Consider the following 26334-nt stretch of genomic DNA (forward strand, 5'->3'; position numbering starts at 1 on the left):
ATGGCTTATTGTGCCGCCTTGCGCAGCGTCTCGACCACGGGCGTGCGCAAGACGCCGCGCAGGCCCCACCAGCCGGCGGCCAACGCCAGCCAAGCCCCGGCCAGGGCGCCAGCCAGCGGCACCCAGGAAGCGGCGTTCCATTCAAACTCGAACGCGTAACGGGCCAGCGCCCAGCCCACGCCCACCGCCACCACCGACGCCAGAAAACCCGCCAGCAGCCCCACGCCCAGCAATTCGGCCCGCTGCACCTGCCGCAGCAGCGAGGCTTGCGCCCCCACGGCACGCAGAATCGCGTATTCGCGCTCGCGCTCGGTCCGCGTGGCGGTGACGGCGGCAAACAGCACCACCAGCCCCGCCGCCAGCGTGAAGGCAAAGAGGAACTCCACGGCGCGGATGACCTGCCCCAGCACGCGCTGTACCTGCGCGATCGTGCTGCTCATGTCCACATTGGTGATGTTGGGAAAGGCACGCACGAGGGCGTTGTCGAAGCCGGGGGCGTCCGGCGCGCGGTAGGCGCTGATGTAGGTCAGCGGCACGTCCTCCATCTGGCTGACGGGGTACATGGCAAAGAAGTTCACGCGCATGGAGCCCCAGTCCACCTTGCGCAGGCTGGTGATGCGAGACTCCACCGGGATGCCGGCGATGTCGAAGGTGAGCCGGTCCCCCAGCTTCAGGCCCAGGGTCTGCGCCAGCCCCTCTTCGATGGAGATGGCCTCAGGCTCCTCGGGCTGCCAGCGCCCGGCCACGATCTGGTTGTGCGGCGGCGGGCTGGCGCTGTGTGACAGGTTGAACTCGCGGTCCACGAGGCGTTGCGCGCGGTCGCCTTCGAAGTCCTCCGGCACCACGGTACGGCCGTTGATGGCCACCAGCCGGCCGCGGATCATGGGATACCAGTCGTAGCGCTCCACCCCCTGCTCGCGCAGCGTTTGCTGGAACGGCTCGGCCTGCTCGGGCTGGATGTTGATGACGAAGCGGTTGGGCGCGTCGGGCGGGGTGGCCTGCTGCCAGCTGGTGATGAGGTCGGTGCGCAGCAGCACCAGCAGCACCAGCGCCAGCAAGCCCACCGACAGGGCGCTGACCTGCACCACCGCATACGCAGGCCGGGCGCTGAGCTGGCGGGTGGCCAGGCGCAGCCAGCGCGGGGCCACGGCCTCATTGACCACCGCGCGCAGCACCCGCACCGCGATGTAACTGGCCAGGGCAAACACGGCTACTGCCGCGGCAAAGCCACCGACGGCAATCAGCCCGAGCGTCAGGTCGCGGCTGGCGGCCAGCAGCAGGGCCGCAAAACCCGCCGCGCCCAGCCCGAGCACGGCCAAGGAGGCGGGCTTGAGGTTGCCCACCTCGCGCCGGATGACGCGCAGCGGGGGCACCCGCGCCAGTTGCAGCACCGGGGGCAGGCCGAAGGCCAGCATCAGCGTCAGCCCCACGCCCAGGCCAAACACGGCGGGCCAGGCGCTTGGGGCGGGCATGTCGGCTTTGACCAGTTCGGCCAGCAGCACCACGAAACCGTGGTGCACGATGTAGCCCAGCACCACGCCCGCCACCCCCGCCAGCAGCCCCACGGCCACGAAAGACAGGGTGTACGCCTTGGCCATGGTGGCCTGGGACAGCCCCAGCACGCGCAGCATGGCGCAGTCGTCCAGATGGCGGCTGGCGTACACGCGGGCCGCGATGGCCACCGCCACGGCGCTCAGCAGCGCCGCCAGCAAGGCCACCAGATTGAGGAATTTTTCGGCGCGGGCCAGCGTCTGCTGCATCTCCGGGCGCCCGCTCTCGAAGGATTCCAGCGCCATGCCGCGAATCTCCGGCCGGTTCATCTCGGCTTCGGCCCACTGGGTGTAGCGCCGCACGGCGGCATCGTCACCCGCCACCACCAGCCGGTAGCTCAGGCGGCTGGCGGGCTGCACCAGGCCGGTGGCGGGCAGATCGTCGGCGTGGATCATGACCCGTGGCGCAAAGCTCATGAAGCCCGCGCCCCGGTCGGGTTCGATGGTGATGACCCGGTCGATGTGAAAGCGCTGCTCGCCGAGCCACAACGGCTGCCCCACCTGCACGTCCAGCGCCACCAGCAACGCGGCATCCACCCAGGCCGTGCCCCGCGCGGGCACTTCGGTGGTGGCCCCGTCTGGCGCGTCGGGGGCGGCGGCGACGCGCAACTGCCCACGCAACGGGTAATTGGCCTCCACCGCCTTGAGCGCCACCAGACGCGCCGCGCCGCCTTGCTCGTCATCGGCTCGGCCCATGGTGGGAAAGCTCACATGGCGCGTCACCTCCAGGCCCAGGGCACGCGCCTGCGCTTCGAAAGCCGGCGGAGCCGGGTGGTCGCTGCGAACCACCGCATCCCCACCGATGAGCTGCCGCGCATCGCGATTGAGGCCGTTTTGCAGGCGATCGGCAAAAAAACCCACCGCGCTGAGCGCCGCCACCGCCAGCGCAATCGCCAGCACCAGCACGTGCAATTCGCCCGCGCGCCAATCGCGCAGCAAGGCGCGCCAGCCAATGGTCCAGAAAGAGGCAGTGGGGGCATGGTTCATGCCCCCGAGGTTAGCGCAAACCCTGATTCCGTGGTGTCCGGCGGCGATTATTTGGTGCCAAAGATGCGGTCGCCCGCATCGCCCAAGCCGGGGACGATGTAGCCGTGCTCATTGAGGCCACGATCCACCGCCGGGGTATAGATGGGCACGTCGGGGTGGTGCCGGTGAAAGGTGGCGATGCCCTCGGGGCAGGTGACCAGACAGACGAAACGCAGCGAACGCGGCTGACAGGCCTTCAGACGGTTGACCGCCGCCACCGCCGAATTGCCCGTGGCCAGCATCGGGTCGAGGACGATCACGTCGCGCTCCTCCATGCCAGAAGGCATTTTGAAGTAGTACTCCACGGCCTGCAGGGTGGCCGGGTCGCGGAACAGGCCGATGTGCCCCACCCGGGCACTGGGCACCACTTCCAGCATCCCGTCCAGAAAACCGTTGCCCGCCCGCAGAATGGATGCCAGCACGATCTTCTTGCCGTCGATCACCCGGCCGGTGGTGCGCTCCAGCGGCGTTTCGATCTCGACTTCCTGCATCGGCATGTCGCGCGTGACTTCGTAGGCCAGCAGGGCGCTGAGCTCGTGGACGAGTTGGCGGAAGCTCTTGGTGCTGGTGTCCTTGCGGCGCATGAGCGTGAGCTTGTGCTGCACCAGCGGGTGATCGATGATGTGGACTTGTCCGGTCATGGTGGTCGGGGCCGCGGGATGGGCCGTGAAAAATCGTCAATGGACCGTATGCTAACGGCTTGTGGGCCCGTCAAGTGGACCCAACGTCCCATCTACGCCAGCCCCACAATGTGTCCATGGAACACGCCGCCTGCCCCTCCCTCGAACAAGCCTTGCGCGCAGCCACCCACGCGCGTTTCTTCACCACCGACATCGACGGCGTGTGCCGCGGCAAGACGCACGCGGGCGAGAAGATGGCCGAGTTGCTCACGGGTGGCGGCACGATTGCCAGCGCGGCCTTTGGCTGGGACATTGCCGACGACCTCTACACCCACACGGTCGCCTTCGCCGGGCTGGGCACGGCACTGGGCGAAATCGGCTTGCGGCTGGACCCGGCCACCGCGCGCCAACTGCCCTGGGACGAGGGGCGTTGGGCCTTGATCGGCGAACACCTGCTGCCCGATGGCTCGCCCCTGCCCATGTGCCCCCGCCAAGTGCTCAAGCGCGTGCTGGCGCAGGCCGCCGACATGGGGCTGGACGTTCAGGTGGGGGTGGAGTTGGAATGGTTCGTGCTGCGGGAGGACGAGCGCAGCATCCGCGCCAAGGGCTTTCGCCAACTCGACACCGCCACCGCATCCATCACCAACTATTCCCCCTTCCGGGTCGATGCCGTGGCCGGCTTCGTCAACGACCTCTTTCGCTGGCTGCCGCCCGCAGGCATACCGATCGAAACCTTGCACACCGAAGCCGGCCCTGGCAACCTGGAGGTGGCGCTGCGGTATGGCCCGGCGCTGGACAGCGCCGACCGGGCGGTGCTGTTCAAGCAGGCGGTCCGGGAAATCGGCCGTCGCCACGGCTTGCTGAGCACCTTCATGGCCAAGTGGTCCCCCGCCTATGCCGGTTGCGGCCAGCACCTGCACCAGAGCCTGTGGCGAGACGGGCGCAACCTGTTCCACGATGCCCGGGCGCCACATGGCCTCAGCGATACGCTGCGGCACTACATCGCCGGCCAGATGCATGCCCTGCCCCATCTGTTTGCGGTCTACGCGCCCTTCATCAACAGCTACAAGCGGCTGGTCGATGGCATGCTGGCCCCCGTGCGAGCCAGTTGGGGCATCGACAGCCGACATGTGGCCTGCCGGGTGGTGCCGGGCAGCGCCCGGTCCCAGCGGCTGGAGACGCGCGTGCCCGGCGCCGATGCCAACCCTTACCTGGCCATCGCGGCGGCCATCGCGTCCGGGCTCCATGGCATCCGCCACCGCCTGGACCCCGAAGCGGTCAGCGCCAACGGTGCCGCGCTGCCGCAAACCCTGGAGCAGGCCACCACCACGATGGCCGAATCGGCGCTCGCCCGCGAACTCCTCGGCGAAGGCTTCGTCGAGCACTTCGTGCAGACACGCCAGTGGGAAATCAGCCGCTTTCGGCTCGCCGTGACCGACTGGGAACTGGCCCGCTACATGGAACTGGTCTGAACCGGCCGCGCGGGCTCGGCATCCAGCAGCAAGCGCTGCGGGTGGGAAAAGCACAAGAAGCGCTGGTTCGTGGCCCGTCCGATGGCGCACACGCCCACCCGCTCGGCCACTTCCAGCCCCATCTGGGTGATGCCACTGCGTGAAACCACCACCGGCACGCCCATCTGCGCCGCCTTGATGACCATCTCGCTCGTCAGGCGCCCGGTGGTGTAGAACACCTTGTCCGCCCCTTCGCGGACCTTCGGGGCTTGCAGCCACATCCAGCCCGCAATCGCGTCCACCGCGTTGTGGCGGCCCACGTCCTCCACGAACAGGAGGAGTTCCGAGCCCTGGAACAACGCACAACCGTGCACCGACCCGGCCTGCTTGTAGGTCGAGTCCTGCTCGCGAATGGTTTTGACGATCTGGTACAGATCGGACTGGCGCAGCCGCGCCGTGGGCGACAGCCGAATACGGTCCAGCTCATCCAGGATGCCGCCAAAAACGCTGCCCTGGCCACACCCGGTGGTGACCACGCGCCGGGCCGTGCGCTCCTCGATGCGGTGCACGCCACCGCGCGTCTTCACGGCAGCGGCGCCCACCTCCCAATCCACCGTGATGGACTCGATGTCGTGCACGGATTCGACGAGACGCTGGTTGCGCAGATAGCCAAGCACCAGCCACTCAGGATGGCCGCCCAGCGTCATGAGCGTGACGAGCTCGCGCTTGTCCACGTAAACGGTGAGATCGCGCTCGGCGGGGATAGAAAGGACGCGCTGCTCACCGAACTCATTGACCACCGTGACTTCGCGCGTCAACGGCACACAGGCCCGCGACAAGCGGGGCAAGCCAGGGACGAAGGCAGACTGCTGCGGTTCAGTCAACAGCATCTGCACCCTCCATGTCCGCGCAGGCCATCAAACGGCCTTGGCCGGGCCCACGGCCGGCTTGGCACCGGAGCGAGTGCTGCGCTCTGCCGGAATCTTGCCTGCCTTGATGTCGTCATACCAGAGCTCGTGATGTTCTTTGGCCCAGGTTTCGTCCACGTAGCCCGTTTTCATGGCCTGGTAGGCGCCCTGCACCCCCAGTGTACCCATGTAGATATGCCCGAGGAACATGGCCATCATCATCATCGCCGCCGAGGCGTGGATCATGTGCGCGATCTGCATGTCGCTGCGGAGATAGGCCAGCCCGGGAATCAGCTTGTCCAGGACGAGGCCGGAAGCCACGACCGTGAACCCCAGCAAGAACACCCCGCCCCAGAACACGATTTTTTCACCGGCGTTGAATCGGTGTGAGGGCACCTCCTGACCGCTGAACAACCCGCCGGCCTTGAGCATCCAGCGGATGTCGTCCTTGCTGGGCAGGTTGTCCCGCAGAAAAGTGAAGAACACGATCACCAGCGACACGGCAAACAACGGTCCGGCGAAATTGTGGAGGTTCTTCATGGCGTAAGCCAGCCAGCCGAACAGCATGCTGCCCATGATCGGCAGCAGAAAGAATTTGCCGAAAGCCATGATCAGACCGGACACCGCCAGCACCACGAAGGCAAAGGCGTTCGTCCAATGCGCCGCGCGCTCGAAGGCGGTGAAGCGCTCGATCTGGCGGCCGGTTTCCTGTCCATGCAGGCGGATAGGCCCCTTGCCCAGGTAAAACAGCGCAATGGCCACGGCAACGATGACCAACAAAGCCCCGCCGTAGGGGATGATGACGCCGTTGCGCACCTGCCGCCAAGCTTCACCCGCATTGGTCAGGCGCGAACCCGGGTACTGCACCGTGGGCTGGATCAGCGTGCCGTACTCGGGATAGGGAAAGTTGGTGACACCGGCAACACCTTGGCCCACCTGTCGCCACATGGGAGCATTGTTGCCGGGCTGAACCTGCTGACGCTGTGCGTTGGACTGGTTCATGTAGCCGGGATCGGTATCGGCGCTGGGGGCGATCTGAAAGATGTTGGCACCCTGGATGCCGCCGCCGCCCGGGGGCGCAGGGGCAGGGTCGGCCCCCTGGGCGGTGGCCGCTCCCATGGCGACGGCCAGCAAGAGGGCTATGCACCCACGGGACCACAGTCGATGGGCCGCGGCGTTGAAGAACGTTCGCATGGTGTCCTCCCGTTTTCAGTGCACGCGGGTGTATTCGTTCTGCCCGTATGCGGCGCGGGCACGCAACTGCTGCTCCCAACTGGTGCGGTCACCAGGCTGCCAGCCGCGCTCCACAAACTGGCTGGCACCGGCCCCTTGATACGCTGGGGTGTCGGGCTTGACGCCCGATGCGGTCAAATGTTGGGGAGACTCGCCACACCCGACCAGCCAGGCCGCGCCCACGGCGATGAAGGCGATTTGGAACAGGCGTGTGCGGTTCATGTGCGTCCTCCTTGGGCGCTGCCATAGGCGGTGCCCCAACCCCAGACTTCGGCCCCTTTGCCGCGCTGTATGACACGGGTGCGGAAAATGTCGGCCACCACATCGCCATCGCCGGCCAGCAGAGCCTTGGTGGAGCACATCTCGGCACAGGCCGGCAGCTTGCCTTCGGCCAGGCGGTTGCGGCCGTATTTCTCAAATTCGGCCTGGCTGCCGCTGGCCTCGGGGCCGCCGGCACAGAAGGTGCACTTGTCCATCTTGCCGCGCACGCCGAACGTGCCCTGTCCCGGGAACTGGGGGGCTCCGAACGGGCAGGCATAGCTGCAGTAACCGCAGCCAATGCACACGTCCTTGTCGTGCAGCACCACGCCTTCGTCGGTGCGGTAGAAGCACTGCACCGGGCAGACCGCCATGCAGGGCGCGTCGGAGCAATGCATGCAGGCCACCGAGATGGACTTCTCGCCCGGCACCCCGTCGTTGAGCGTGACCACGCGGCGGCGGTTGACCCCCCAAGGCACCTCGTGCTCGTTCTTGCAAGCGGTCACACAGCCGTTGCACTCGATGCAGCGCTCTGCATCACAGACAAATTTCATGCGTGCCATTCGTTGCTCCTCATGCCCGTTCGACGTTGCAGATGGTGGTCTTGGTTTCCTGCATCATGGTCACGATGTCGTAACCGTAGGTGGTGGCCGTATTGACCGCCTCGCCGCGCACGATCGGCGCCGCCCCTTCGGGGTAATGCCTGAGCAGATCTGGCCCTTGCCAGCGGCCCGAGAAGTGGAACGGCAGGAACACGGTGGTTTCGTCCACGCGCGGGGTGACGAGTGCCTGCACGTTGATGCGGGCCCCAGTCGGGGTGCTCACCCACACCCGGTCGCCGTTGCGGATGCCGCGCTGAGCCGCGGTGGCGGGATTGATCTCGACGAACATCTCCTGCTGCAACTCGGCCAACCAGGGGTTGGAGCGGGTTTCCTCGCCGCCGCCCTCGTATTCGACGAGACGCCCGGAGGTCATGATCAGCGGGAATTTCTCGTGCAGCTTGTCTTCGACGTTCTTTTCCTGAAGCGTCTTGTAGAGGATGGGCAGGCGCCAACGGTTCTTCTGGTCGTCGTGGCTGGGGTATTTGGCAATCAGGTCCGGACGGGTGCCGTAGACGGGTTCGCGGTGCTGCGGGATCGGGTCCGGGAAGTTCCACACGTAGGCGCGAGCCCGGGCGTTGCCGAAGGGATGGCAGCCGTGCTTCATGAACACACGGATCATGGCCCCGGTCGGGTCGGTGGTCCAGGTCTTGCCTTCCGCGGCGGCCTGCTCCTCCGGCGTCAGCTCGTCCCACCAGCCCAGTTTCTTGAGCAGCTGGTCGGTCAGCATGGGGTAGCCGGTGGTGATCTCGGCCCCCAGCGAATGCGAGCCGTCGGCCGCCAGCAGGCTCACCCCGTCGCGTTCCACGCCAAAGTTGGCCCGGAAATTGCCGCCACCGTCCATCACGTGCTTGGAGGTGTCGTACAGGTTGGGCGAACCCGGGTGCTTGAGCTCGGGCGTGCCGTAGCAGGGCCAAGGCAGGCCGAAATAGTCGCCGGTCATGTCATAGCCGGTTTCCTGGTCGATCACTTTGCCCTTGCATTTCAGCGTCTTGATGTCGAAGGCGTGCATGTTGCGCATGTGCGCCTTCAGGCGTTCGGGGCTGTGCCCGGTGTAGCCAATGGTCCAGACGCACTTGTTGATCTCGCGCAGGATGTCCTCGACCACCGGCTCGTCCATGCCGCCGACCTTCTGCAACGCATAGTTTTTGCAAAGCTCGTTGGCAAAGCCCAGGCGCTGGGCCAGCTGGTACATGATCATGTGGTCGCTGCGGCTTTCCCACAGCGGCTCGATCACCTTCTCGCGCCACTGGATGGAGCGGTTGGACGCCGTGCAGGAACCACTGGTCTCGAACTGGGTGGCGGCCGGCAGCAGGATGACCGTGCGGTTGGGGTTGAGGTCCTGCGGATTGCCCGGCATCGCGGCCATGGCGGCGGTCGCCGACGGATAGGGGTCGATCACCACCAGCAGATCGAGCTTGTCCATGGCCCGCTTCATTTCCAGGCCACGGGTCTGGGAGTTGGGGGCATGCCCCCAGAAGATCACGCCACGCAGGTTGCTACCCTGGTCAATGGCTTCCTTGTCTTCGAGCACGCCGTCGATCCAGCGCGAGACGGTGATGCCCGGCTTGGACATCATGCCATCGGCATAGCGCGACTTGATCCAGTCGAAATCCACCCCCCAAGTGGCCGCAAAGTGCTTCCATGCCCCTTCGGCCAGCCCATAGTAGCCGGGCAACGAATCCGGATTCGGCCCGACGTCGGTGGCGCCTTGCACGTTGTCATGGCCCCGGAAAATGTTGGCCCCGCCACCGCTGACGCCGATGTTGCCCAGCGCCAGCTGCAAGATGCACGAGGCACGCACCATCGCGTTGCCGATGGTGTGCTGCGTCTGGCCCATGCACCAGACGATGGTGCCGGGGCGGTTGTCGGCCATCATCTTGGCCACCCGGAACATTTGCTCTTCCTTGACGCCACAAGCTTCTTCCACGGCCTCGGGTGTCCACTTGGCCATCACTTCTTTGCGGACCTCCTCCATGCCATAGACGCGGTCGCTGATGTACTTCTTGTCTTCCCAGCCGTTCTTGAAGATGTGGTACAGCAGGCCAAACAGGAAGGGGATGTCGGTGCCGGAGCGGATGCGCACGTACTCGTCGGCCTTGGCCGCCGTGCGGGTGAAGCGCGGATCCACCACGATCATCTTGCACCCCAGCTCTTTGGCATGCAGCATGTGCAACATGGAGACGGGGTGGGCTTCGGCGGCGTTGGAGCCGATGTACAGAGCGACCTTGCTGTTCTGCATGTCGTTGTACGAGTTGGTCATCGCGCCATAGCCCCAGGTGTTGGCCACCCCGGCCACGGTGGTGGAGTGGCAGATGCGCGCCTGGTGGTCACAGTTGTTGGTGCCCCAGAAACTCACGAACTTGCGCAGCAGGTAGGCTTGCTCGTTGTTGTGCTTGGAGGAACCGATGAAGTACACCGAGTCGGGGCCACTGGCCTCGCGCAGGGCCTTCATCTTGGCCACGATCTCGTCGTAGGCTTCGTCCCAAGTGATGCGCTGGTATTTGCCATTGACCAGCTTCATCGGATAGCGCAGGCGGTATTCGCCGTGGCCGTGCTCGCGGATGGAGGCCCCCTTGGCGCAGTGCGCGCCCAGGTTGATGGGCGAGTCGAACACGGGCTCCTGGCGAACCCAGACGCCGTTTTCCACCACCGCGTCGATGGCGCAACCCACCGAACAGTGGGTACAGACGGTGCGCTTGACCTCGACCTTGCCCGTTCCATCGATGGAGCCACCGGCCGCGGCGGCATCGGCCTTCTTCACGAGCGTGAGTTGGGTGGCCGCCAGGCCAACGCCCAGCCCCAAGCCCGAGCGCCTCAGGAAAGCGCGGCGATCCATGGTGGGCACGGCATGGGCCAGGCCGCGCCGCAGGCTGTTGACGAAACCGCCCGATCCACCCGCGCCCGTGCGATGCCCCGTTTTTTTGGTCAGCAACATGGCTTGTTCACTCCGGAATTTGAAACGACATGGCAGCCGCACCGGCCCGCTGGCCCGCGGCCAGAGGGTTCAGACACGAGTGGTCTGGTAGTAACGCTTGACGTGCTCCGACAGCCTGTACCCGCCTCCGGGGCGAGCGCCCGGCGCAGGCGCCTGGGCAGCCTCGGTCTGAACCACCGCTTTGGGGGCCACGGCAGCGACAGCGGCCACTGCGCCGACAGCACCCGCCCCGGCGAACCAGCGCCGGCGCGACAGAGAATGGGATTTTTCAGGGGCGTCCATGCATGTCTCCTCAAACTAAGCCTCGCACCGCGTCAAAAAGCGGCTGAAGTCATATGCATGGAGATCGAATCTACCGCTGGCCGGCAGAGTCGGCAAGGACGCCAACGTCGGCCCACCGGCGTTGGCGGGTTCAGCGGCACAATCTGAGCCACGACCAGGCGGACGCCTTGCCAGGCCCCGCTCGATGAAAGCAATATGCAGGCCAACAGTGATTGCTTATATACCGAATCGACCTTCGAGGAAGGCTCCTTCCCTGCCACCTCGGGTTTACCCTGGGCGCAGACGCTTTGTCGCCGGGCGATCCGACAAATTGTCGCGCTCGGCAAGGCGCTGCAAACGCCGACAGCCCACGCCTGCGTGTCTCAAAAACCCCAATTCCCGAGTTTTTCGTTCAGGAATCAACGATGGAGCGTCTGGTGAATTCCCCCGTTTCGTCCCCGTTTTCGGATCGCCATCACGGCCGCCACACCGCTGACGACTGGCCGCACTGGTCCATCCTGGTGGTGGATGACGAAGAGGGCATGCGCAATTTCCTGGTGAAGGTGCTGGCGCCACGGTGCCGTTTCGTCGCCGTGGCCGCCAGCGCTGAAGAAGGCGCCGAATGGATGCGCGCCCAGCGGGTGGATTTGGTCATTCTGGACATTTCCCTGCCCGGCAAAAACGGGGTGGCCTGGCTGCAAGAGCTCAGAGAGCAGGGTTACAGCGGCGAGGTCATCCTGATCACGGCTTTTGCCGACCTGGAAACCGCGATTGAAGCGTTGCGGGCCGGCGCGTCCGACTTCATTCTGAAGCCTTTCCGGATCCCGCAGATCCTCAACGCCATCCAGCAATGCCACGAGCGAACACGGCTGCGGCGCGAGAACTACGTGTTGCGCCGCGACGCCCAGCCGGTGGCCCGCCAGTCCGGTTCACCGATCGTGGGGCGTTCGGCCGCCATGCAAGCCGTGCGCGAGGCCATCGAGCGCGCCGCGCCGATGCCGAGCACCGTTTTGCTCACGGGCGAATCGGGCACCGGCAAAGAATTGGTGGCCAGAGAACTGCACGCGCGCAGCAGCCGATCCAGCGGACCGTTCGTGCCGGTCAATTGCGCATCGCTTTCGCCGGAAGACATGGCCATCGAACTGTTTGGCCATGCCAAGCCGGGCAGCCATGGCAGTGTGCATGCCAAAGACGGGCTGTTCTATTATGCCCAGGGGGGGACCCTGTTCTTCGACGAGGTGGCCGAACTGCCGCTGCCGGTGCAGGCAGCGCTGTTGCGTGCCATCGAAGACCTGCGGATTCGGCCAGTGGGCAGTCAGCAGACCCTGGCGGTGGATGTGCGTATCGTGGCGGCCACCAACCGGGACCTGACCGCCGAAGTGGGAGCCGGGCGCTTCCGCTCCGACCTGTACTATCGCCTCAAGGTGGTCGATATCCACCTCCCCCCTTTGCGCACGCACCACGAGGACATCCCGGACCTGCTGGACCATTACATCCACGAGCTGGCCTCGGTGCTGGGCGTGCCCGCCATCGACGTCGCCCCCGAAGCCCTGCAGTTGCTCATGCAATACCACTGGCCGGGCAACACCCGCGAGCTGCGCAACCTCATCGAACGCTCATTGATCCTGGGCACGCTCAATGTCTCGGCCCTCTATCCGTCGATGGCCGGTTCGCCGGCCCGCGCCAGCCGAGGGCCGACCGACCTGCAGACCCTGGAAAAGCAACACATCCTGTCCATCCTGGAGTCGGTCCAGGGGGACAAGACCAAAGCCGCTCAACTGCTCGGCGTCTCCCGGCGCACGCTGGAACGGCGTTTTGCCGAATGGGGAATGAACCCGTCGCATCCCTGATCCATGGCCTGGCTCAAGACGCCCCGCTGGATGAACCGTTCGGTTCGGCACAAGCTGCTGGCCATCGCGCTGCTGCCCCTGGCCGTCGTCTTTCCTTTGCTGGTGCTGGCGCTGATGCTCTGGAGCCATGTGGCCTACGATCGACTGCTGACTGCCAAGGTGCGTGCCGACCTGGCGGTGGCCAACGGCTATTTCCAGCAGGTGCTCTACGAAGTGGGGGCTGGCACGCGGGGGGTGGCGCTGTCTTTGGCCCTGCACCAAGCCCTGGCCAGTGCCCGTGCGCACGGGGGTGCCCTCATCGCTCCCCCTCCAGGCGGAGTGTCGGCCTACGGCGACCGATACCCCGAGCTGGCCGCGCTGCATGAACTGTTGCTCGACGAGCGAGAACGCCTGGGGCTGGACATCCTGGTGCTGGTGCGACCCGACGAAGCCACACCCGAACTAGCGACAGATGCCACCGATTACAGCGCCACGCTTCGGCTGATGACGCAGGAAGAACTGGCCGAGTGGGCGCCCCACTTGCTCGAACGTACCGGCATCCCGCTGGTGGAAACCCGCAACGCCAGCCCGACCGAACGGGATAATGAGGACAGGGCCATGGTCATGTTGGCCAGCCTGCCCGTGCCCGATGCCGAGGGCCGCCCCTGGGCCGTGCTGCACGGCGGTTTGCTGCTCAACCAGAACCTGGCGTTCATTGATCACATCAACCGCATCGTGTACCCGGAAGGCTCCCTGCCCTTCGGCAGTGTGGGCACCGCCACCCTGTTTCTGGACGATGTCCGCATCACCACCAACGTGCGACTGTTTCAAGACCAGCGCGCCATCGGCACCCGCGTCTCCCAGGCAGTGCGTGACGCGGTGCTGGGCCGCGGTGAGACGTGGCTCGACCGGGCCTTCGTGGTGAACGACTGGTATGTGAGTGCCTACCAACCACTGCAGGACGCCCGCGGTGAACGGGTCGGTATGCTCTACGTGGGCTACCTGGAGCGCCCTTACCGCTGGATGCGCTACGGCATGCTCGGGGTGATGGGGTTCATCTTTCTGGCGGTCATGACCCTGGCCGCCGTGTTCTCGGTGCGCTGGGCACGCAGCATCTTCCGTCCGGTCGAACAGATGAACGAGACCATCAAGCGGATCGAGGATGGCGAGAGTGGCGCCCGGGTGGGCCCGATCGCGGCACGGGACGAACTCGGCGCCCTGGCCAATCACCTCGATCACCTGCTGGACGTGGTGGAAGACAACACGCGCCGGCTGCGGGAATGGGCCGAAACGCTGGACCTCAAGGTACAGGAGCGCACCCGCGAGCTCGAAGCCAGCAACGCCTCGCTGCGGCAAGCCCAGCAGCAGTTGGTCAAATCGGAAAAACTCGCGGCCATCGGCCAGCTCACGGCCAGCGTGGCCCACGAAATCAACAACCCCATCGCTGTGATGCAAGGCAACCTGGACTTGATCCGCCATGAACTCGGCCCGGCGGCCGATCCGGTGCGAGGGGAGTTCCGGTTGCTCGATGAGCAGATCGAGCGCATGCGCCTCATCGTGACCCAGTTGCTCCAGTACGCCCGGCCGACCGAGTTTGCCGGCTACGTGGACCAGCAAGACGTCAACCAGGTCGCGGCCGATTGCCTGGTGCTGGTGGGGCACTTGCTGCAGCAGCGCGGCATCCGCGTCGAGCAGGATTACCGGGCGAGGGCACGTGCGGGCATCAACCGGCAGGAACTCCAGCAGGTCATCATCAACCTGATGATCAACGCCGTGCAGGCCATGCCCGACAAAGGCTGCCTGACCTTGCGAACGTTGGATTGGGTGGGCGACACCACGGGCACCACACTGGGCGCCATCGTGGAAGTGGCCGACACCGGGCCGGGCCTGAGTCCGGCCGTTTTGGAGCGGCTGTTCTCGCCCTTTTTCACCACCAAGAACGACGGCAATGGCCTCGGGCTGTGGATCAGCCAAGGGCTGGTGGAGCGGTACGGCGGGCGGCTGGAGGCCGACAACCGGACCGACGAGCAGGGCGCGGTGTTTCGGCTGCGATTGCTGACGGAGCCCCTGGTGCCCTCGGAATCCCAAGCGCCCACGGGTGATGGCCGTCCGGGACGGCTGCAGCCCTGAGCCCAGCCGAATTCAGGCCATCAGGTCAAAACCTTGGGCTTCCACGCTCATGAAAGCCCGGGTGAATGCCGCCAAGGCGGCGTAAAAGCGGCTTTCGGGGTGGGCGCCAGCGTGTCGCACAGGTCGCTGACCCAGGGCTGCAAGTGCTTGGCAAAAAACGCCTGCTGCCGCGTGAGGTTGCAGACCGCCATGTCATCGCCCGCGATGAGAAAGCGCATGACCTCGCACAGGTAGGCGATGTGGTCCTCGGTCTCGGGCATGTGCTCGTCGCGCGTCAGGCCCAGTTCGGCCAGGTCGGTGCGCAGCACAGCCAGCGGCTTCTCATTGAGGAAACCGCTCAGGTAATGCGAACCAAAAAGATACACTTCGGGCTTGCCGACACCGCCGAACAGGGTGTGGAACTCGTCGGCGATGGTGGCATCGTCGAGTTCGCGGGCGATAGCGACGAGACTGCGCCACGGCTCCTCCAGAAAGGCGCCAGCCGCAGGGGCCTGAGTGACGGCCACGCGAAGCTGGGCGAGCAACGCAGGCGCCGGCGGCGCATAGTACAGGGCCGCCAACAGGCCATAAATTTCTGCGCGGGCAGTTTCCTCGTCGAGTGCGGAGGACACGGGGATATCGGGCGTCATGACGGGCCTCGCCATCAAAGGTCGGTGATCTTGACTTCGTTGCCGGTGAAGATGTCGATGACACGGCAATCGCTGCACATTTTCAGCCGTTCCAACGCTGCGCCTTGAAACATGGCGTGGCCGGACAGACGCCCCAGCATGGCTTCGACCGCTTTGAGGGTGCCGAATGGCTTGCCGCAGCGGATGCAGGCATACGCCGGTTGCTCATTGATCACCCGCGGTTCGCGCCGCTGAGGTGACAGCCACAAACGTGGCTCCAGCCCGATGGCGTTTTCCGGGCAGGTCTTGACGCACAGCCCGCACTGCACGCAGTTTTTCTCGACAAAGCGCAACTGAGGCGCAGCCGGGTTGTCTTGCAGGGCCCCGGCCGGGCAAGCGCCCACGCAACTGAGGCAGAGCGTGCAAGCCTCGGGGTTGACATGGACGCTGCCCCAGGGGGCCCCCGCCGCCGGCAGCGGGATGGCCGGCGGCAATGGGCTGGCCGGGGCGTGCTTCATCAGATGCTCCAGCGCCAGGTCCAACGTGCTTCGCTTCGATGCCTGCACCGCAAACGTGGCCGGCTGGGAAACGGTGGCGGCCGGGGCCACGCGCACGGCCTGGTCGAGGTGGCCGATGTCGCGCGCATCCCGGACCTGGATGAGCCGGAAGTGCTCGCCACCGTAACCCAGCCCTTGGAGCAAGGCTTCGCCCACCGCCATCTGTTCCTGCAGAGCGCGAACGTAATCGGGCGCCTCCTCGTCGGTCACGAGGACGAACACCTGGCTGGCGCCATAGGCCACGGCGCTGAGCCACACATCGAGGCCCAGGCTGGCCGTGTGCCAGCAGGCCATCGGAATGACACGGGCCGGGACGCCTCGCACCGACGCATCGAGCTGGGCCGCGCGCCCCCAATCGTTGACGATTCGCTGCCCGGCCTGCTGGCTATGCAACAGCAGCGCGGCATGCTGCCCCCCGGCACGCGCATAGGTAGACAGCAGGGTACGCAGCCGCTGCCCTTGATGCGCGGCACTCGGGTAGGCATAGCTCAACGCGCCAGTCGGGCACACCGTCGTGCAGGCACCGCAGCCCACACACAAATGGGGGTTGACATGGATCTGCCTGCGTTCCACCTGGCTGCTGATGGCCGACGCCGAACAGATGTCCACACAGGCGTTGCACCCGACCTTCTCGTTGCGGCCATGGGCGCAGATTTGGGCCTGGTACTGAAAAAAACGCGGTTTTTCGAATTCGCCCACGGCATCGCGCAGCTTGGCGATGGCCGCCATGTGCGCATCGGCGCTTGCAGCCGCCGGCAGATGCAGGTAGCCCTGGGGCAGCGCATGGCATGTCAGCGCCGGCTGATCGCGCAGATCCAGCACCAGGTCGAAGGTGTCTTCGTGGGTCACGGGCTCGCGCTGGAAATCGATGGCGCCCGGGGCCTCGCAGACCCGCACGCAGTCGCGGTGGTGGCGGCAGACACCAAGGTCGATCTGGTAATCCAGCCCGATCGCGCCTTCCGGACAGGCCGCCACACAGGCGTTGCAGCGGGTGCACAGGTCCAGGGCGATGGGATTGCGCGCCGTCCACTCGACCTGGAAGGCCCCCAGCCAGCCTCGGATTTGGCGCAAATCCCCCGCCAGAACGGGGTAGCGCCGTTCCTGCGCACCGGCCCCGCCCGTGGCAAACAGCGTCACGTCCAGCACGTCGTCCACCTGAGCCGCCAGGGCCTGCGCCCGATCGAGCGGCCCGATCACGAGCAGGCGGCCGGCGCTGCGGTAGGTGACCGTGGGCACGGGATCGGGTTCAGGCAGCCGGGCTGCTGCGAGCAGCGCCGCCATTTTCGCGGTGGCCTGCTTGCCCTCTCGACCCCACCCCCCGGTTTCGCGCAAGTTCACGAAACGGATGGGGCGCTCGTCCAGCGCCACGGCGCCTTCGGTCTGCTCGGACAGCTCGGCAAACAGTCGCTGCTCCTGGGTACAGGCCACGACCAGTTCTTCCCGGCTGCGGGTGGCCCGTTGGAAAGCGGGGGCCTCGCGCCGGCACAGCGTGGTGTGAACGGTCAGGGGTTCACCCAGCATACGGCTCAAAGCCTCGCCGTCCAGCGGCATGGTGCGGTTGCAGTTGCAGATGAGCGTCGTCATGGTTGTCGCGGAGCGTGGGGCGGGGTGTCGGATGGCGGCGTTGGCTCAGGCGCGAACGGGGCATCCGCTTCACGGGGATGGCCCCCCGGTGCCGGCCCGGGGTCGGTGGCGCTGGATGGTGCGGAAGCGCGCGCGGCGTCTTGCTCTGCCTGAGGATCGTCGAACAGCTTCATGAACTGGGCACTCACCAGCTTGCGAGCCAAACTGGCAGGCAGCGGGTCCGGCTTGGAATAGTCGTCGATGTAGATGTCCAAGCCGTCCATTTGATTGAAGAACGGATCGGAAAAGAGCTTTTTCATCGCCGCGTTGCGCACTTCTGGCGACACCTCGGGGGCGACGAAACGGCTGAAATCGGCATCGGGCGTCAAAGCGCGGACATCGTCCAGCGTCGGCAAAGGGGGCGCGGCCGCTTCGGCGGGGCGTTCGGGGGGGGCTTGAGGCGGTACCGTTGCAGCCGCGGGCGGCTGCACCACGGCTGCGGGCCGTTGTGCCCCCGAAGCCGGGGATGGCGGGAAGGGGTGATCCTTGGGCGGCACCACGGCCGCCTGCCTGGGGGCATCCTCCAAGCCCTGTGGCGCCTCTTGGCGGGCTTGCGCCTTGCGCCGTGACCAGCGGCTGAAGAACCCTTCTTCGTCAGCCATGGCCGGCTCCGCCCCGCGCTTTGTCGGTGGTGATGCACACGGGATTGCCAAACCGATCCGTCAGCGGCTGGAAGCTGGCCGGGCGCTTGCGCCGCTTGGGTTCCGGCTGGTAATGCTGTTGCGTGAAACGGGCCATCCAGTCGATGACACTGGGCGGGGCAGGCACCTGATCGACCCGCTCTTGGGCGTCGAGCCAGCGACCGGCGTCGTGATAGCTCACGGTGACGATCAATGGCTGAGGAAAGGCGTCGTCGCCCTGCTCGTGGTCGAGCCGCCACAACACCCAGAAGCACGGCTGGGGGGCGGTGAGGTTGAGGTAATAACCCTCCGCATCGTCGCGGTGCAGCGTCACCTCGAAGCCCGGATACAGCCAGTGGGATGTCGCTGGCGAGGCCCCTGCCTCAGGCTCGATGGGAATGGGACCGCCAGCCTCGGCGGCCCCAGCCAAGGACAAAGCAGGCAAGGCCTCATGCAGCACCACATCGGCCAGCACCCAGCGCGTCGACTGCCAACGGCTCATCGGACCGATCACCGGCTCGCGACGCATGATCACACCCACCTCGATGGCGGGATAAATGGCGCCGACGGTCTCCTGGGGTGCGTCCATAGCCATGGAACTTTACGGCATCGGTTGCGACAATTTGTCGCAATTCGCCCACCCATGGCCCGATTAGGGGTTTATCCCAGGGAAATGACGCTCCCTGGTCACCGGCTCTCGCTCAATAGGTCTCCAAATGCAGCCGTCCCTGGCGCTTGAGATCGGCGCCGATGGCCTCCCAGTCCAGCCCCGCGGCCTGCACCACATCGCGCAAGGCCATGACCACGCCCTCTTCCATGCTCTTGAGGCCACAGACGTAGAAATAGGCGTTCGGGTCCTGCAGCAGCGGCAGCAGATCGGCGGCGCGCTCGCGCATCACGTCCTGCACATAGCGCTTGGGCTGCCCAGACACCCGGCTGAACGCGAAGTGGATGTCGATGAAGTCGCGGGGCAGCTTCTGCAGGGGGCCAAAGTACGGCAGCTCCTGGGGCGTTCGGGCGCCAAAGAACAGCAGCAGCTTGCCTCCCTCGAACTTGCCGCTGGCCCGCAGCCGCCGGCGCCACTCGGTCATGGCACGCATGGGGGCGCTGCCCGTGCCGGTGCAGATCATCACGATGCTGGAACGGGGGTGGTTGGGCATGAGAAAGCTGGCCCCAAAGGGGCCGATCACCTCCACCTGGTCACCCACCTGCAAATCGCACATGTAGTTGGACGCCACCCCACGCACCGGGTTGCCCTGATGATCTTCCAGCACGCGCTTGATGGTCAGGGACAGGTTGTTGTAGCCAGGCCGCTCCCCATTGCGCGGGCTGGCCACCGAATATTGGCGCGGATGATGCGGCCGGCCATGCTCGTCGAGACCCGGTGGGATGATGCCGATGGACTGTCCCTCCAGCACGGGGAACGGCATGACCCCAAAGTCGAGCACGATGTGGTGCGTGTCGTACTCGGAGCCGACTTCGGTCACCCGCACGTTGCCCGTGACGGTGGCGATGATGGACTTCTGGGCGGCTTTGGGGCCGTAGAGGTTGGTGTAGGGGTGCGCGGCCGACCACGGGGGGACCGTGGCCCCATAGGCCGCGCTGCGAAACGCCTCGCCCTGCCCGGTGGTGGCCACCGAGGCGGCAGAGGACGCCGCCGAAGCCACCGCGGCTTGCGCCGCCTGGGCGGCCACCTGGGCCTCGTCAGCACTGCCGCCCCACTCGGCCAGTTCCGCATCGCTCAGCGCTGCGGGCAACTCGTCCCAGCCGAGTTGCTCCTCCACCGTGTAAGCCCGCGCCTTGGGCACGGTACGCCAGTTGTCGATCGAGCCGGTGGGGCACGGCGGAATGCAGGCCATGCAGAGGTTGCACTTGTCGGCGTCCACCACATAGTTGCGCGCATCGTGGGTGATGGCGCCCACCGGGCAGGTGGCCTCGCAGGTATTGCAGCGGATGCAGATCTCGGGATCGATCAGGTGCTGCTGGATCAGGGCGGCGGTGCTCATGGCCTCAATTGAAGCGCACGTATTCGAAATTCACGGGCTGGCGGTTGATGCCCATGACCGGCGGCGCGATCCAGTTGGCGAACTTGCCGGGCTCGACCACGCGGCCCATCAGGCTGGCCACGTAGGCGCGATCCTGATCGGTGGGCAGCCATTCGTCTTTCTGCGCATTCCACTCGGCATCGCTGAGCACGCGGCCATCCGGGCTGACCTTGACGCCCGCCAGCGTGCCGATGTTGCGGTGGAAAGCCTTGTGCGGCACCTTCAGGCGGAAGTCGATGCCCGCCTTTTCGATCAGGCGGTTCCAGCGGTCCACCCCGGCCTTGGAATCGGCGATGTAGTCGTCGCGCAGCACTTCGTTGAGGGCGTTGAGCATGGGCACTTCTTTTTCCACCAGGCGGCCGCCCTGCACATCCAAAATCTTGTAGGTGCTGCCCTTGAGCACATGGTCGTCGGTGCGCTTGCCTTCTTCGTAGCGGCCTTTGAGCCCCGAGCTGTAGAAGGTGGCGGCGTTGGAGGACTGATCAGCCCCGAACAGGTCGATGGTCACCGAGAAGTGGAAGTTGAGGTACTTCTGGATGGTGGGCAGGTCGATCACGCCGGCGGCGCGCAGCTTGTTCACGTCGTCGGTCTTGAGCTGGTTCATCACCTCGCAGGTGCGGGTGATGACGCGGCCCACGCCCGACTCGCCGACGAACATGTGGTGCGCCTCCTCGGTCAGCATGAACTTGGTGGTGCGCGCCAGCGGATCGAAGGCCGATTCGGCCAGCGCGCAGAGCTGAAACTTGCCGTCGCGGTCGGTGAAGTAGGTGAACATGAAGAAGCTCAGCCAGTCGGGCGTCTGCTCATTGAAAGCCTGCAGGATGCGGGGGTTGTCGTCCTGCCCGCTGCGGCGCTCCAGCAGGGCCTCGGCTTCTTCGCGCCCGTCGCGGCCAAAGTACTTGTGCAACAGATAAACCATGGCCCACAGGTGGCGGCCCTCCTCCACATTGACCTGGAACAGATTGCGCAGGTCGTATTGGCTGGGGCAGGTCAGGCCCAGGTGGCGCTGCTGCTCCACCGAGGCGGGCTCCGTGTCGCCCTGGGTGACGATGATGCGGCGCAGGTTGGCGCGGTGCTCGCCAGGCACATCCTGCCAGGCGTCCTCGCCCATGTGGTCGCCGAAGTGGATCTTGCGGCCTTCCTCGGCCGGGTTCAGAAAGATGCCCCAGCGGTAGTCGGGCATCTTCACATAACCGAACTGGGCCCAGCCTTGCGGGTCCACGCTGACGGCGGTGCGCAGATACACGTCAAAGTTCTGGGAACCTTCCGGCCCCATGTCCTGCCACCACTGCAGGTAGTTGGGCTGCCAGTGCTCCAAGGCCCGCTGCAGGGTGCGGTCTTCGCTCAGGTTGACGTTGTTGGGGATTTTTTCGCTGTAGTTGATGCCGGACATGGAAGTCTCCGAGGTTCAGAAACACGGTGGAAGTGGCATTCGGTTGCGGCCGGCTCCACCGGGAAACCCGCCGCACAACGAGATCATTCGGCTCAGACGCGATTCCAGTCGAACTGGGCCTTCTCGCCTTTGCCATACACTTTCAAAGCGCCTCGCTCGCCCACGGCATTGGGCCGCTGGAAAATCCAGTTCTGCCAGGCCGTCAGGCGCCCAAAGATGCGGGTCAGCATGGTTTCCTTCTGGGCAAAGCGCAGATTGGCCTCCAGGCCCGTGAGCGCATCGGGCGACATGGCGGAGCGCTCCTCCAGGGCCAGGCGGATCTCGTCGCCCCAATCGATGTCGTCGAGGGCGGCAGTGACCAGCCCCAGCCGGGCGGCCTCGTCGCCATCGAGCGCACGGCCCACCGCGGCGCGGGCAGCCGCCATCGGTTCGTCTTCCTCATAAAACCGACGTGCCAGGCGGGACTGGTCGTTGACCATGGGGTAGGTGCCGAAGTTGAGCTCACTCAGTTGCAGCGTCGGCTGCCGCTCGGGCTCGTCAGGCAGCACCAGCATGTAGCTGCGGTCGGCGGCCAGGGCCAGTTCGGCCAGCGTGCCCGCGAAGCACGAGCCGGGCTCGATCAAGGCGAACAGGCTGCGGCTGGACACATCGAGCCGGGCCAGCGTGCGCCGCAGCATGCCCACCGTTTCGTCCACGAACCAGTGCCCACGATGGGCCTGCAAGGTGGCGTCCATGGCCAGCACGGCGGAGGCCTCCCCCTCGGTCTTGAGCACCCAGGTTCCGATGTCGAGCTCGTTGGTCCGCATATGCAGGATGGCATCGTCGAGCTCACGCGCCATGGCCAGCGGGTACCACTGCGCCCCAGCGGCCAAAATGGCGGCCACATCCACGGGCGGCTCGCCTGCCGGCCCTTTCACCGTGAAGGTGGCCACGCGCTTGCTGCGGTCGATCTCCACCCGGACGTGCTCGTACGTCAGCCGGTCGGCTTCGATGCGGCGTTGCAGCGGGGTCAGCGCCACCCCCTCGGCGCCCGGGCCCGGACGCCGGCTGGTCTGCGCCAGCTGCAGCGCGCGCTCGCGCACCACCTGGGCAAACTGTGCCGGTTTGGCGATGGCATCCACCAGTCGCCAGTCCACCGCCTTCTGGCCGCGCACCCCTTCGACGCTGGTGCAGAAGATGTCGGCCAAGTCGTGCCGCACCTTGCGCTTGTCGGTCACGCGGGTCAGACCGCCGGTACCGGGCAAAACCCCCAGCAAAGGCACCTCTGGCAGGCTCACGCTGGAGGAGCGGTCATCGACCAGCACGATGTCGTCACAGGCCAGCGCCAGCTCGTAGCCCCCACCGGCACAGGCCCCGTTGAGGGCGGCGACGAATTTCAGCCCGCCGTGGCGGCTGCTGTCCTCCATGCCGTTGCGCGTTTCATTGGTGAACTTGCAGAAGTTCACCTTCCAGGCATGGCTGGACAGGCCCAGCATGAAGATGTTGGCGCCGGAACAGAAAATGCGGTCGCGCAGGCTGGTCACGATCACCGCCTTGACTTCGGGGTGCTCGAAACGGATGCGCTGCAGCGCATCGTGCAGTTCGATGTCCACCCCCAGGTCGTAGCTGTTGAGCTTGAGCTTGTAGCCGGGGCGCAAACCCGCGTCCTCATCGATGCGCAGCGCCAGCGTGGCCAGTTCGCCATCGAAAGACAGGGTGATGTGCTTGTAGCGCGACGGATCGGTCTGGTAATCGACCCGGGGTTGGGTGACAGGGTTTTGGCTCATGACGGGGCTCCTCAGGGGCTGGGCAGGAAAAGATGCAACTTAGTGCACCTGATTGATGAATAATACTGCATATTCTCCAAGCCCGTCAAATGAACTTTACTTCAATTACCCTGGGATTTACCCTAGGTCAGGCCGGCAACTCCAGATGGCGCCGCACCGCCTGACGCAAGCGCTCGAACGCCTCGTCCAGCGAATAAGCGCTGGTATTGAGCGACAAATCCGCCTTGGAGTAAAAAGCCGACCGCCCCTCCAGAATCCGCTTGAGGTCTTCGAGCGCCTCCTTGCTGGCGGCCATGGGCCGCATGTCGCCTTGCTCGGCCACCCGGCGCAAATGGTCGGCCGGATCGGCCTTGAGCCAAACCGTGGTGCAGTGCTGCAGCAGCAGATTAAAGTTGGCCGAATCCGACACCAGCCCCCCCGGCGTGGCGATCACCACCTCGGGATAAATCTGGATGGCCTCCTCCAGAGCGCGGCGCTCGTACCGGCGATAGGCATTGGTGCCGTAGAGGTTGTGGATTTCGCTGATGCTGCAACCGGCAAACTGCTCGATCTCCCGGCTCAGCTCGATGAAAGGGAAGCCTAGATCGCGGGCTAGGCGCTCGCCCAGCGTCGATTTGCCCGCCCCACGCAGCCCGATGAGCGCGATGCGGGCTTTCTTGCCCTGCACGTCCACCCCCGACTGGCCAAAAAGCTCCACCAGCTTCATGCGCGCGCGGCGCAGCTCGGCCTCGTCACGGCCCTGCAGCAGCTCACGTATCAGCAACCACTCCGGTGAGGAAGTCGTCACATCGCCCAGCAATTCGGCCAACGGGCATTGCAGGGCGCGCGCCACCTGCAAAAGCACCAGGATGGAAGCATTGCCCGCGCCGTATTCGAGATTGGCCAGATGCCGCTCCGAAACGTTGGCCGCCAGCGCCACGGCCTTGCGCGTCATGCCCCGGCGCGAACGCAAAGTACGCACCCGCTCGCCCAAGGCCACCAGGAACGGGCTGCGCGCCTCCCCGGCACCGCCCTCGCCGCCCTCCAGCATCGTGCCCAGGGCATCGGCCGCCACGCCCCCCGGACTCGTCTCGATGGTGATTTCCGTCATGACTGTTCGGTGATTGAAATAAGTTGCCGCTCCGCCACCCAAATCAGGGAAAACCCTATATTTTGAGCCCCCTCAAAACATGCACTTTAGTGCATACTGGAAAGCAGGAACGATAGTGCATTTATACCGCCTTTGTCCTGCACTGAACAGCCTGTTTTCTTTTTCGACCTCGCATGAGCACTTCACCCTTGCTTCCCAACTTCTGGGCCGGTCGCTGGCAAACCGGCACTGGCGCCGGCATGGCCTTGTTCGATCCGGTTCGCGGTACCGAACTGGCGCGCGTCTCCAGCCAGGGGCTGGATCTGGCCGAAGGCTTTCGCTTTGCCCGCGAACAGGGGGGAACCGCCCTGCGCGCGCTGAGCTATGGCCAGCGCGCCGCCTTGCTGGGTGAGGTGGTGAAAGTGCTGCAAACCCATCGCAGCGCCTACTACGACATCGCCACCGCCAACGCCGGCACCGTGGCCAGCGATTCGGCCGTGGACATCGATGGCGGCCTCTTCACCCTCGGGTATTACGCCCGGCAAGGGGCCACGCTCGGTGACGCGCGATTGCTGCTCGATGGCCAGCGCACGCGGCTGGGCAAAGACCCGCTGTTTCAGGCCCAGCACATCCTCACACCCACCCATGGCGCGGCCCTGTTGATCAACGCCTTCAACTTCCCCAGCTGGGGCCTGTGGGAAAAGGCCGCCCCGGCACTGCTGTCGGGCGTGCCCGTCATCGTCAAGCCGGCCACCAGCACCGCCTGGCTGACCCATCGCATGGTGCAGGACGTGATCGAGGCCGGCGTCCTGCCGGTCGGCGCCCTGTCCATCGTCTGCGGCTCGTCGGCCGGCCTCATGGATCCCTTGCAACCTTTCGACGTGGTGTCATTCACCGGCTCGGCGCAGACGGCCAGCGTCATCCGCAGCCATGCCGCGGTGGCGCAGCACTCGGTGCGCTGCAACATCGAGGCCGACAGCGTCAACGCCGCCCTGCTGGACCCAGCGGCCGGCGCGGGCAGCGCCGCCTTCGACTTGCTGGTGCAAGAAGTGGTGCGCGAGATGACCGTCAAGAGCGGCCAGAAATGCACCGCCATCCGGCGCGTGTTCGTGCCCCGGGCACTCTACGACGCGGCGGCGCAGGCCATCGGCGCACGCTTGGCCGAGATCACCGTGGGCGACCCGCGCCACCCCGCCGTTCGCATGGGATCGCTGGTCAGCCGCGCCCAGTTCGACACGGTGCAAGCGGGCTTGGCGGCGCTCAAGACCGAAGCCGAAGTGCTGTTTGACGGCAGCCAAACCCCGCTGCTGGATGCCGACCCCGCGGTGGCCGCCTGCGTGGCCCCCACGCTGCTGGGCAGCCGTCACCCGGCCGACGCCCGCCTGCTGCACACGACCGAAGTGTTTGGCCCCGTGGCCACGCTCATGGCCTACGACGACATCGAACAGGCCCAAGCACTCATCCGGCGCGGCGAAGGATCGCTGGTGCTGTCCATCTACAGCGCCGATGCCGGCTTCATCGCCCGCCATGCCGCTGCCCTGGCCGACTGCCACGGCCGGATACATGCCGTCTCGCCCGAGGTGGCCACCCTGCACACCGGGCACGGCAACGTGATGCCCATGTCGCTGCATGGCGGCCCAGGCCGAGCGGCTCTTCGTCATTTCGTGTGGAACCCAACAGTCACAATGACTCCTGGTCGTCGAGCCCGGTGGGCATGTGTGCAGGCCGCTTGTCGGCCTGTGCACATGTCCACCGGGCGGGTTTGATCAGGAGGATGAGTCCATGGGCATTGCCGTAGAAGCTCTGTTCACCAGCGCGCTGGGCTTGCAGCCGCCGTGGGTCGTCGATGA

The 26334-nt window shown here is 65.8% G+C and carries 18 protein-coding genes and 1 pseudogene; 4 read left to right on the forward strand and 15 right to left on the reverse strand.

The genetic code is table 11. The features are described 5' to 3' along the window. Positions 1-5 precede the first annotated feature (5 nt). Positions 6-2537: an ABC transporter permease gene (locus DFR43_RS12815; RefSeq protein ID WP_133599313.1), complete on the reverse strand. Its 2532-nt coding sequence runs from the start codon at positions 2535-2537 to the stop codon at positions 6-8. Positions 2538-2584: 47 nt separating this feature from the next. Then, on the reverse strand, positions 2585-3217 hold the full coding sequence (gene upp / locus DFR43_RS12820; RefSeq protein ID WP_133599315.1) for a uracil phosphoribosyltransferase: 633 nt from the start codon (positions 3215-3217) through the stop codon (positions 2585-2587). A 116-nt stretch (positions 3218-3333) separates the two neighbouring features. Here upp and DFR43_RS12825 point away from each other — a divergent pair, with 116 nt between their 5' ends. After that, positions 3334-4668 carry a glutamine synthetase family protein gene (locus DFR43_RS12825; protein ID WP_133599320.1) on the forward strand — a complete coding sequence of 445 codons (1335 nt, stop codon included), beginning with the start codon at positions 3334-3336 and terminating at the stop codon, positions 4666-4668. Here the strand turns inward: DFR43_RS12825 and DFR43_RS12830 are convergent. Genes DFR43_RS12830 through DFR43_RS12850 form a run of 5 tightly spaced genes read right to left on the reverse strand, consistent with a single transcriptional unit; the run spans position 4650 to position 10583 of the window. Beyond that, positions 4650-5537, reverse strand: coding sequence for a formate dehydrogenase accessory sulfurtransferase FdhD (locus DFR43_RS12830; RefSeq protein ID WP_133599321.1), 888 nt, complete (start codon positions 5535-5537; stop codon positions 4650-4652). The genes DFR43_RS12825 and DFR43_RS12830 overlap by 19 nt on opposite strands. Positions 5538-5564: 27 nt before the next feature. Beyond that, positions 5565-6749, reverse strand: a complete 1185-nt coding sequence (locus DFR43_RS12835; RefSeq protein ID WP_133599324.1) for a formate dehydrogenase subunit gamma — start codon at positions 6747-6749, stop codon at positions 5565-5567. Positions 6750-6764: 15 nt separating this feature from the next. Beyond that, entirely contained in the window at positions 6765-7010 is a 246-nt protein-coding gene (locus DFR43_RS12840) for a hypothetical protein (RefSeq protein WP_133599326.1), read from the reverse strand. Beyond that, the gene (gene fdh3B / locus DFR43_RS12845) at positions 7007-7609 is read right to left on the reverse strand and encodes a formate dehydrogenase FDH3 subunit beta (RefSeq protein ID WP_133599328.1); all 603 of its coding nucleotides are present in this window, start codon (positions 7607-7609) and stop codon (positions 7007-7009) included. The genes DFR43_RS12840 and fdh3B overlap by 4 nt, the downstream gene beginning before the upstream one ends. 10 nt (positions 7610-7619) lie before the next feature. Then, entirely contained in the window at positions 7620-10583 is a 2964-nt protein-coding gene (locus DFR43_RS12850) for a formate dehydrogenase subunit alpha (protein WP_133599330.1), read from the reverse strand. Positions 10584-11281: 698 nt separating this feature from the next. Here DFR43_RS12850 and DFR43_RS12860 point away from each other — a divergent pair. Continuing rightward, on the forward strand, positions 11282-12694 hold the full coding sequence (locus DFR43_RS12860; RefSeq protein WP_245988933.1) for a sigma-54-dependent transcriptional regulator: 1413 nt from the start codon (positions 11282-11284) through the stop codon (positions 12692-12694). A 3-nt stretch (positions 12695-12697) separates the two neighbouring features. Next, positions 12698-14803 (forward strand): sensor histidine kinase, encoded by a 2106-nt coding sequence (locus DFR43_RS12865; RefSeq protein ID WP_211338666.1) that lies wholly within the window; start codon positions 12698-12700, stop codon positions 14801-14803. A 12-nt stretch (positions 14804-14815) separates the two neighbouring features. On the opposite strand, the pseudogene DFR43_RS12870 reads toward DFR43_RS12865, so the two are convergent. The 8 genes and pseudogenes from DFR43_RS12870 to DFR43_RS12905 all read right to left on the reverse strand — a co-directional run bounded on the left by DFR43_RS12870 (position 14816) and on the right by DFR43_RS12905 (position 24445). After that, positions 14816-15432, reverse strand: a pseudogene (locus tag DFR43_RS12870) (TorD/DmsD family molecular chaperone). A 14-nt stretch (positions 15433-15446) separates the two neighbouring features. After that, positions 15447-17519 (reverse strand): 4Fe-4S dicluster domain-containing protein, encoded by a 2073-nt coding sequence (locus DFR43_RS12875; RefSeq protein ID WP_133599356.1) that lies wholly within the window; start codon positions 17517-17519, stop codon positions 15447-15449. A 29-nt stretch (positions 17520-17548) separates the two neighbouring features. Then, a complete protein-coding gene (locus DFR43_RS12880) occupies positions 17549-18193 on the reverse strand; it encodes a DUF3306 domain-containing protein (protein ID WP_245988934.1) in 645 nt (214 codons plus the stop codon). After that, positions 18186-18806, reverse strand: coding sequence for a DUF3305 domain-containing protein (locus DFR43_RS12885; protein WP_245988935.1), 621 nt, complete (start codon positions 18804-18806; stop codon positions 18186-18188). Before DFR43_RS12885 ends, DFR43_RS12880 begins: the two co-directional genes overlap by 8 nt. Before the next feature lie 106 nt (positions 18807-18912). Beyond that, the gene (boxA, locus tag DFR43_RS12890; protein WP_133599336.1) at positions 18913-20217 is read right to left on the reverse strand and encodes a benzoyl-CoA 2,3-epoxidase subunit BoxA; all 1305 of its coding nucleotides are present in this window, start codon (positions 20215-20217) and stop codon (positions 18913-18915) included. A gap of 4 nt (positions 20218-20221) precedes the next feature. Next, the gene (gene boxB, locus DFR43_RS12895; RefSeq protein WP_133599338.1) at positions 20222-21649 is read right to left on the reverse strand and encodes a benzoyl-CoA 2,3-epoxidase subunit BoxB; all 1428 of its coding nucleotides are present in this window, start codon (positions 21647-21649) and stop codon (positions 20222-20224) included. Positions 21650-21741: 92 nt separating this feature from the next. Continuing rightward, complete coding sequence (boxC, locus tag DFR43_RS12900) at positions 21742-23415, reverse strand: 2,3-epoxybenzoyl-CoA dihydrolase (RefSeq protein ID WP_133599340.1); 1674 nt, start codon at positions 23413-23415, stop codon at positions 21742-21744. A 127-nt stretch (positions 23416-23542) separates the two neighbouring features. Beyond that, entirely contained in the window at positions 23543-24445 is a 903-nt protein-coding gene (locus DFR43_RS12905; RefSeq protein ID WP_133599360.1) for a helix-turn-helix transcriptional regulator, read from the reverse strand. A gap of 233 nt (positions 24446-24678) precedes the next feature. Between DFR43_RS12905 and DFR43_RS12910 the strand changes: the two genes are divergently transcribed. Then, entirely contained in the window at positions 24679-26250 is a 1572-nt protein-coding gene (locus DFR43_RS12910) for a 3,4-dehydroadipyl-CoA semialdehyde dehydrogenase (protein WP_133599342.1), read from the forward strand. Positions 26251-26334: the final 84 nt, after the last annotated feature.

Origin of the sequence: Tepidicella xavieri, assembly GCF_004363315.1 — a bacterium.
Classification (GTDB): Bacteria; Pseudomonadota; Gammaproteobacteria; order Burkholderiales; family Burkholderiaceae_C; genus Tepidicella; species Tepidicella xavieri.

What these genes read in the sequence shown, in the direction of transcription:
- DFR43_RS12815 (WP_133599313.1), bottom strand. Translation starts at nt 2,537, where the DNA reads ATGAACCATGCCCCCACTGCCTCTTTCTGGACCATTGGCTGGCGCGCC.
- upp (WP_133599315.1), bottom strand. Translation starts at nt 3,217, where the DNA reads ATGACCGGACAAGTCCACATCATCGATCACCCGCTGGTGCAGCACAAG.
- DFR43_RS12825 (WP_133599320.1), top strand. Translation starts at nt 3,334, where the DNA reads ATGGAACACGCCGCCTGCCCCTCCCTCGAACAAGCCTTGCGCGCAGCC.
- DFR43_RS12830 (WP_133599321.1), bottom strand. Translation starts at nt 5,537, where the DNA reads ATGCTGTTGACTGAACCGCAGCAGTCTGCCTTCGTCCCTGGCTTGCCC.
- DFR43_RS12835 (WP_133599324.1), bottom strand. Translation starts at nt 6,749, where the DNA reads ATGCGAACGTTCTTCAACGCCGCGGCCCATCGACTGTGGTCCCGTGGG.
- DFR43_RS12840 (WP_133599326.1), bottom strand. Translation starts at nt 7,010, where the DNA reads ATGAACCGCACACGCCTGTTCCAAATCGCCTTCATCGCCGTGGGCGCG.
- fdh3B (WP_133599328.1), bottom strand. Translation starts at nt 7,609, where the DNA reads ATGGCACGCATGAAATTTGTCTGTGATGCAGAGCGCTGCATCGAGTGC.
- DFR43_RS12850 (WP_133599330.1), bottom strand. Translation starts at nt 10,583, where the DNA reads ATGTTGCTGACCAAAAAAACGGGGCATCGCACGGGCGCGGGTGGATCG.
- DFR43_RS12865 (WP_211338666.1), top strand. Translation starts at nt 12,698, where the DNA reads ATGGCCTGGCTCAAGACGCCCCGCTGGATGAACCGTTCGGTTCGGCAC.
- DFR43_RS12875 (WP_133599356.1), bottom strand. Translation starts at nt 17,519, where the DNA reads ATGCCGCTGGACGGCGAGGCTTTGAGCCGTATGCTGGGTGAACCCCTG.
- DFR43_RS12880 (WP_245988934.1), bottom strand. Translation starts at nt 18,193, where the DNA reads ATGGCTGACGAAGAAGGGTTCTTCAGCCGCTGGTCACGGCGCAAGGCG.
- DFR43_RS12885 (WP_245988935.1), bottom strand. Translation starts at nt 18,806, where the DNA reads ATGGCTATGGACGCACCCCAGGAGACCGTCGGCGCCATTTATCCCGCC.
- boxA (WP_133599336.1), bottom strand. Translation starts at nt 20,217, where the DNA reads ATGAGCACCGCCGCCCTGATCCAGCAGCACCTGATCGATCCCGAGATC.
- boxB (WP_133599338.1), bottom strand. Translation starts at nt 21,649, where the DNA reads ATGTCCGGCATCAACTACAGCGAAAAAATCCCCAACAACGTCAACCTG.
- boxC (WP_133599340.1), bottom strand. Translation starts at nt 23,415, where the DNA reads ATGAGCCAAAACCCTGTCACCCAACCCCGGGTCGATTACCAGACCGAT.
- DFR43_RS12905 (WP_133599360.1), bottom strand. Translation starts at nt 24,445, where the DNA reads ATGCTGGAGGGCGGCGAGGGCGGTGCCGGGGAGGCGCGCAGCCCGTTC.
- DFR43_RS12910 (WP_133599342.1), top strand. Translation starts at nt 24,679, where the DNA reads ATGAGCACTTCACCCTTGCTTCCCAACTTCTGGGCCGGTCGCTGGCAA.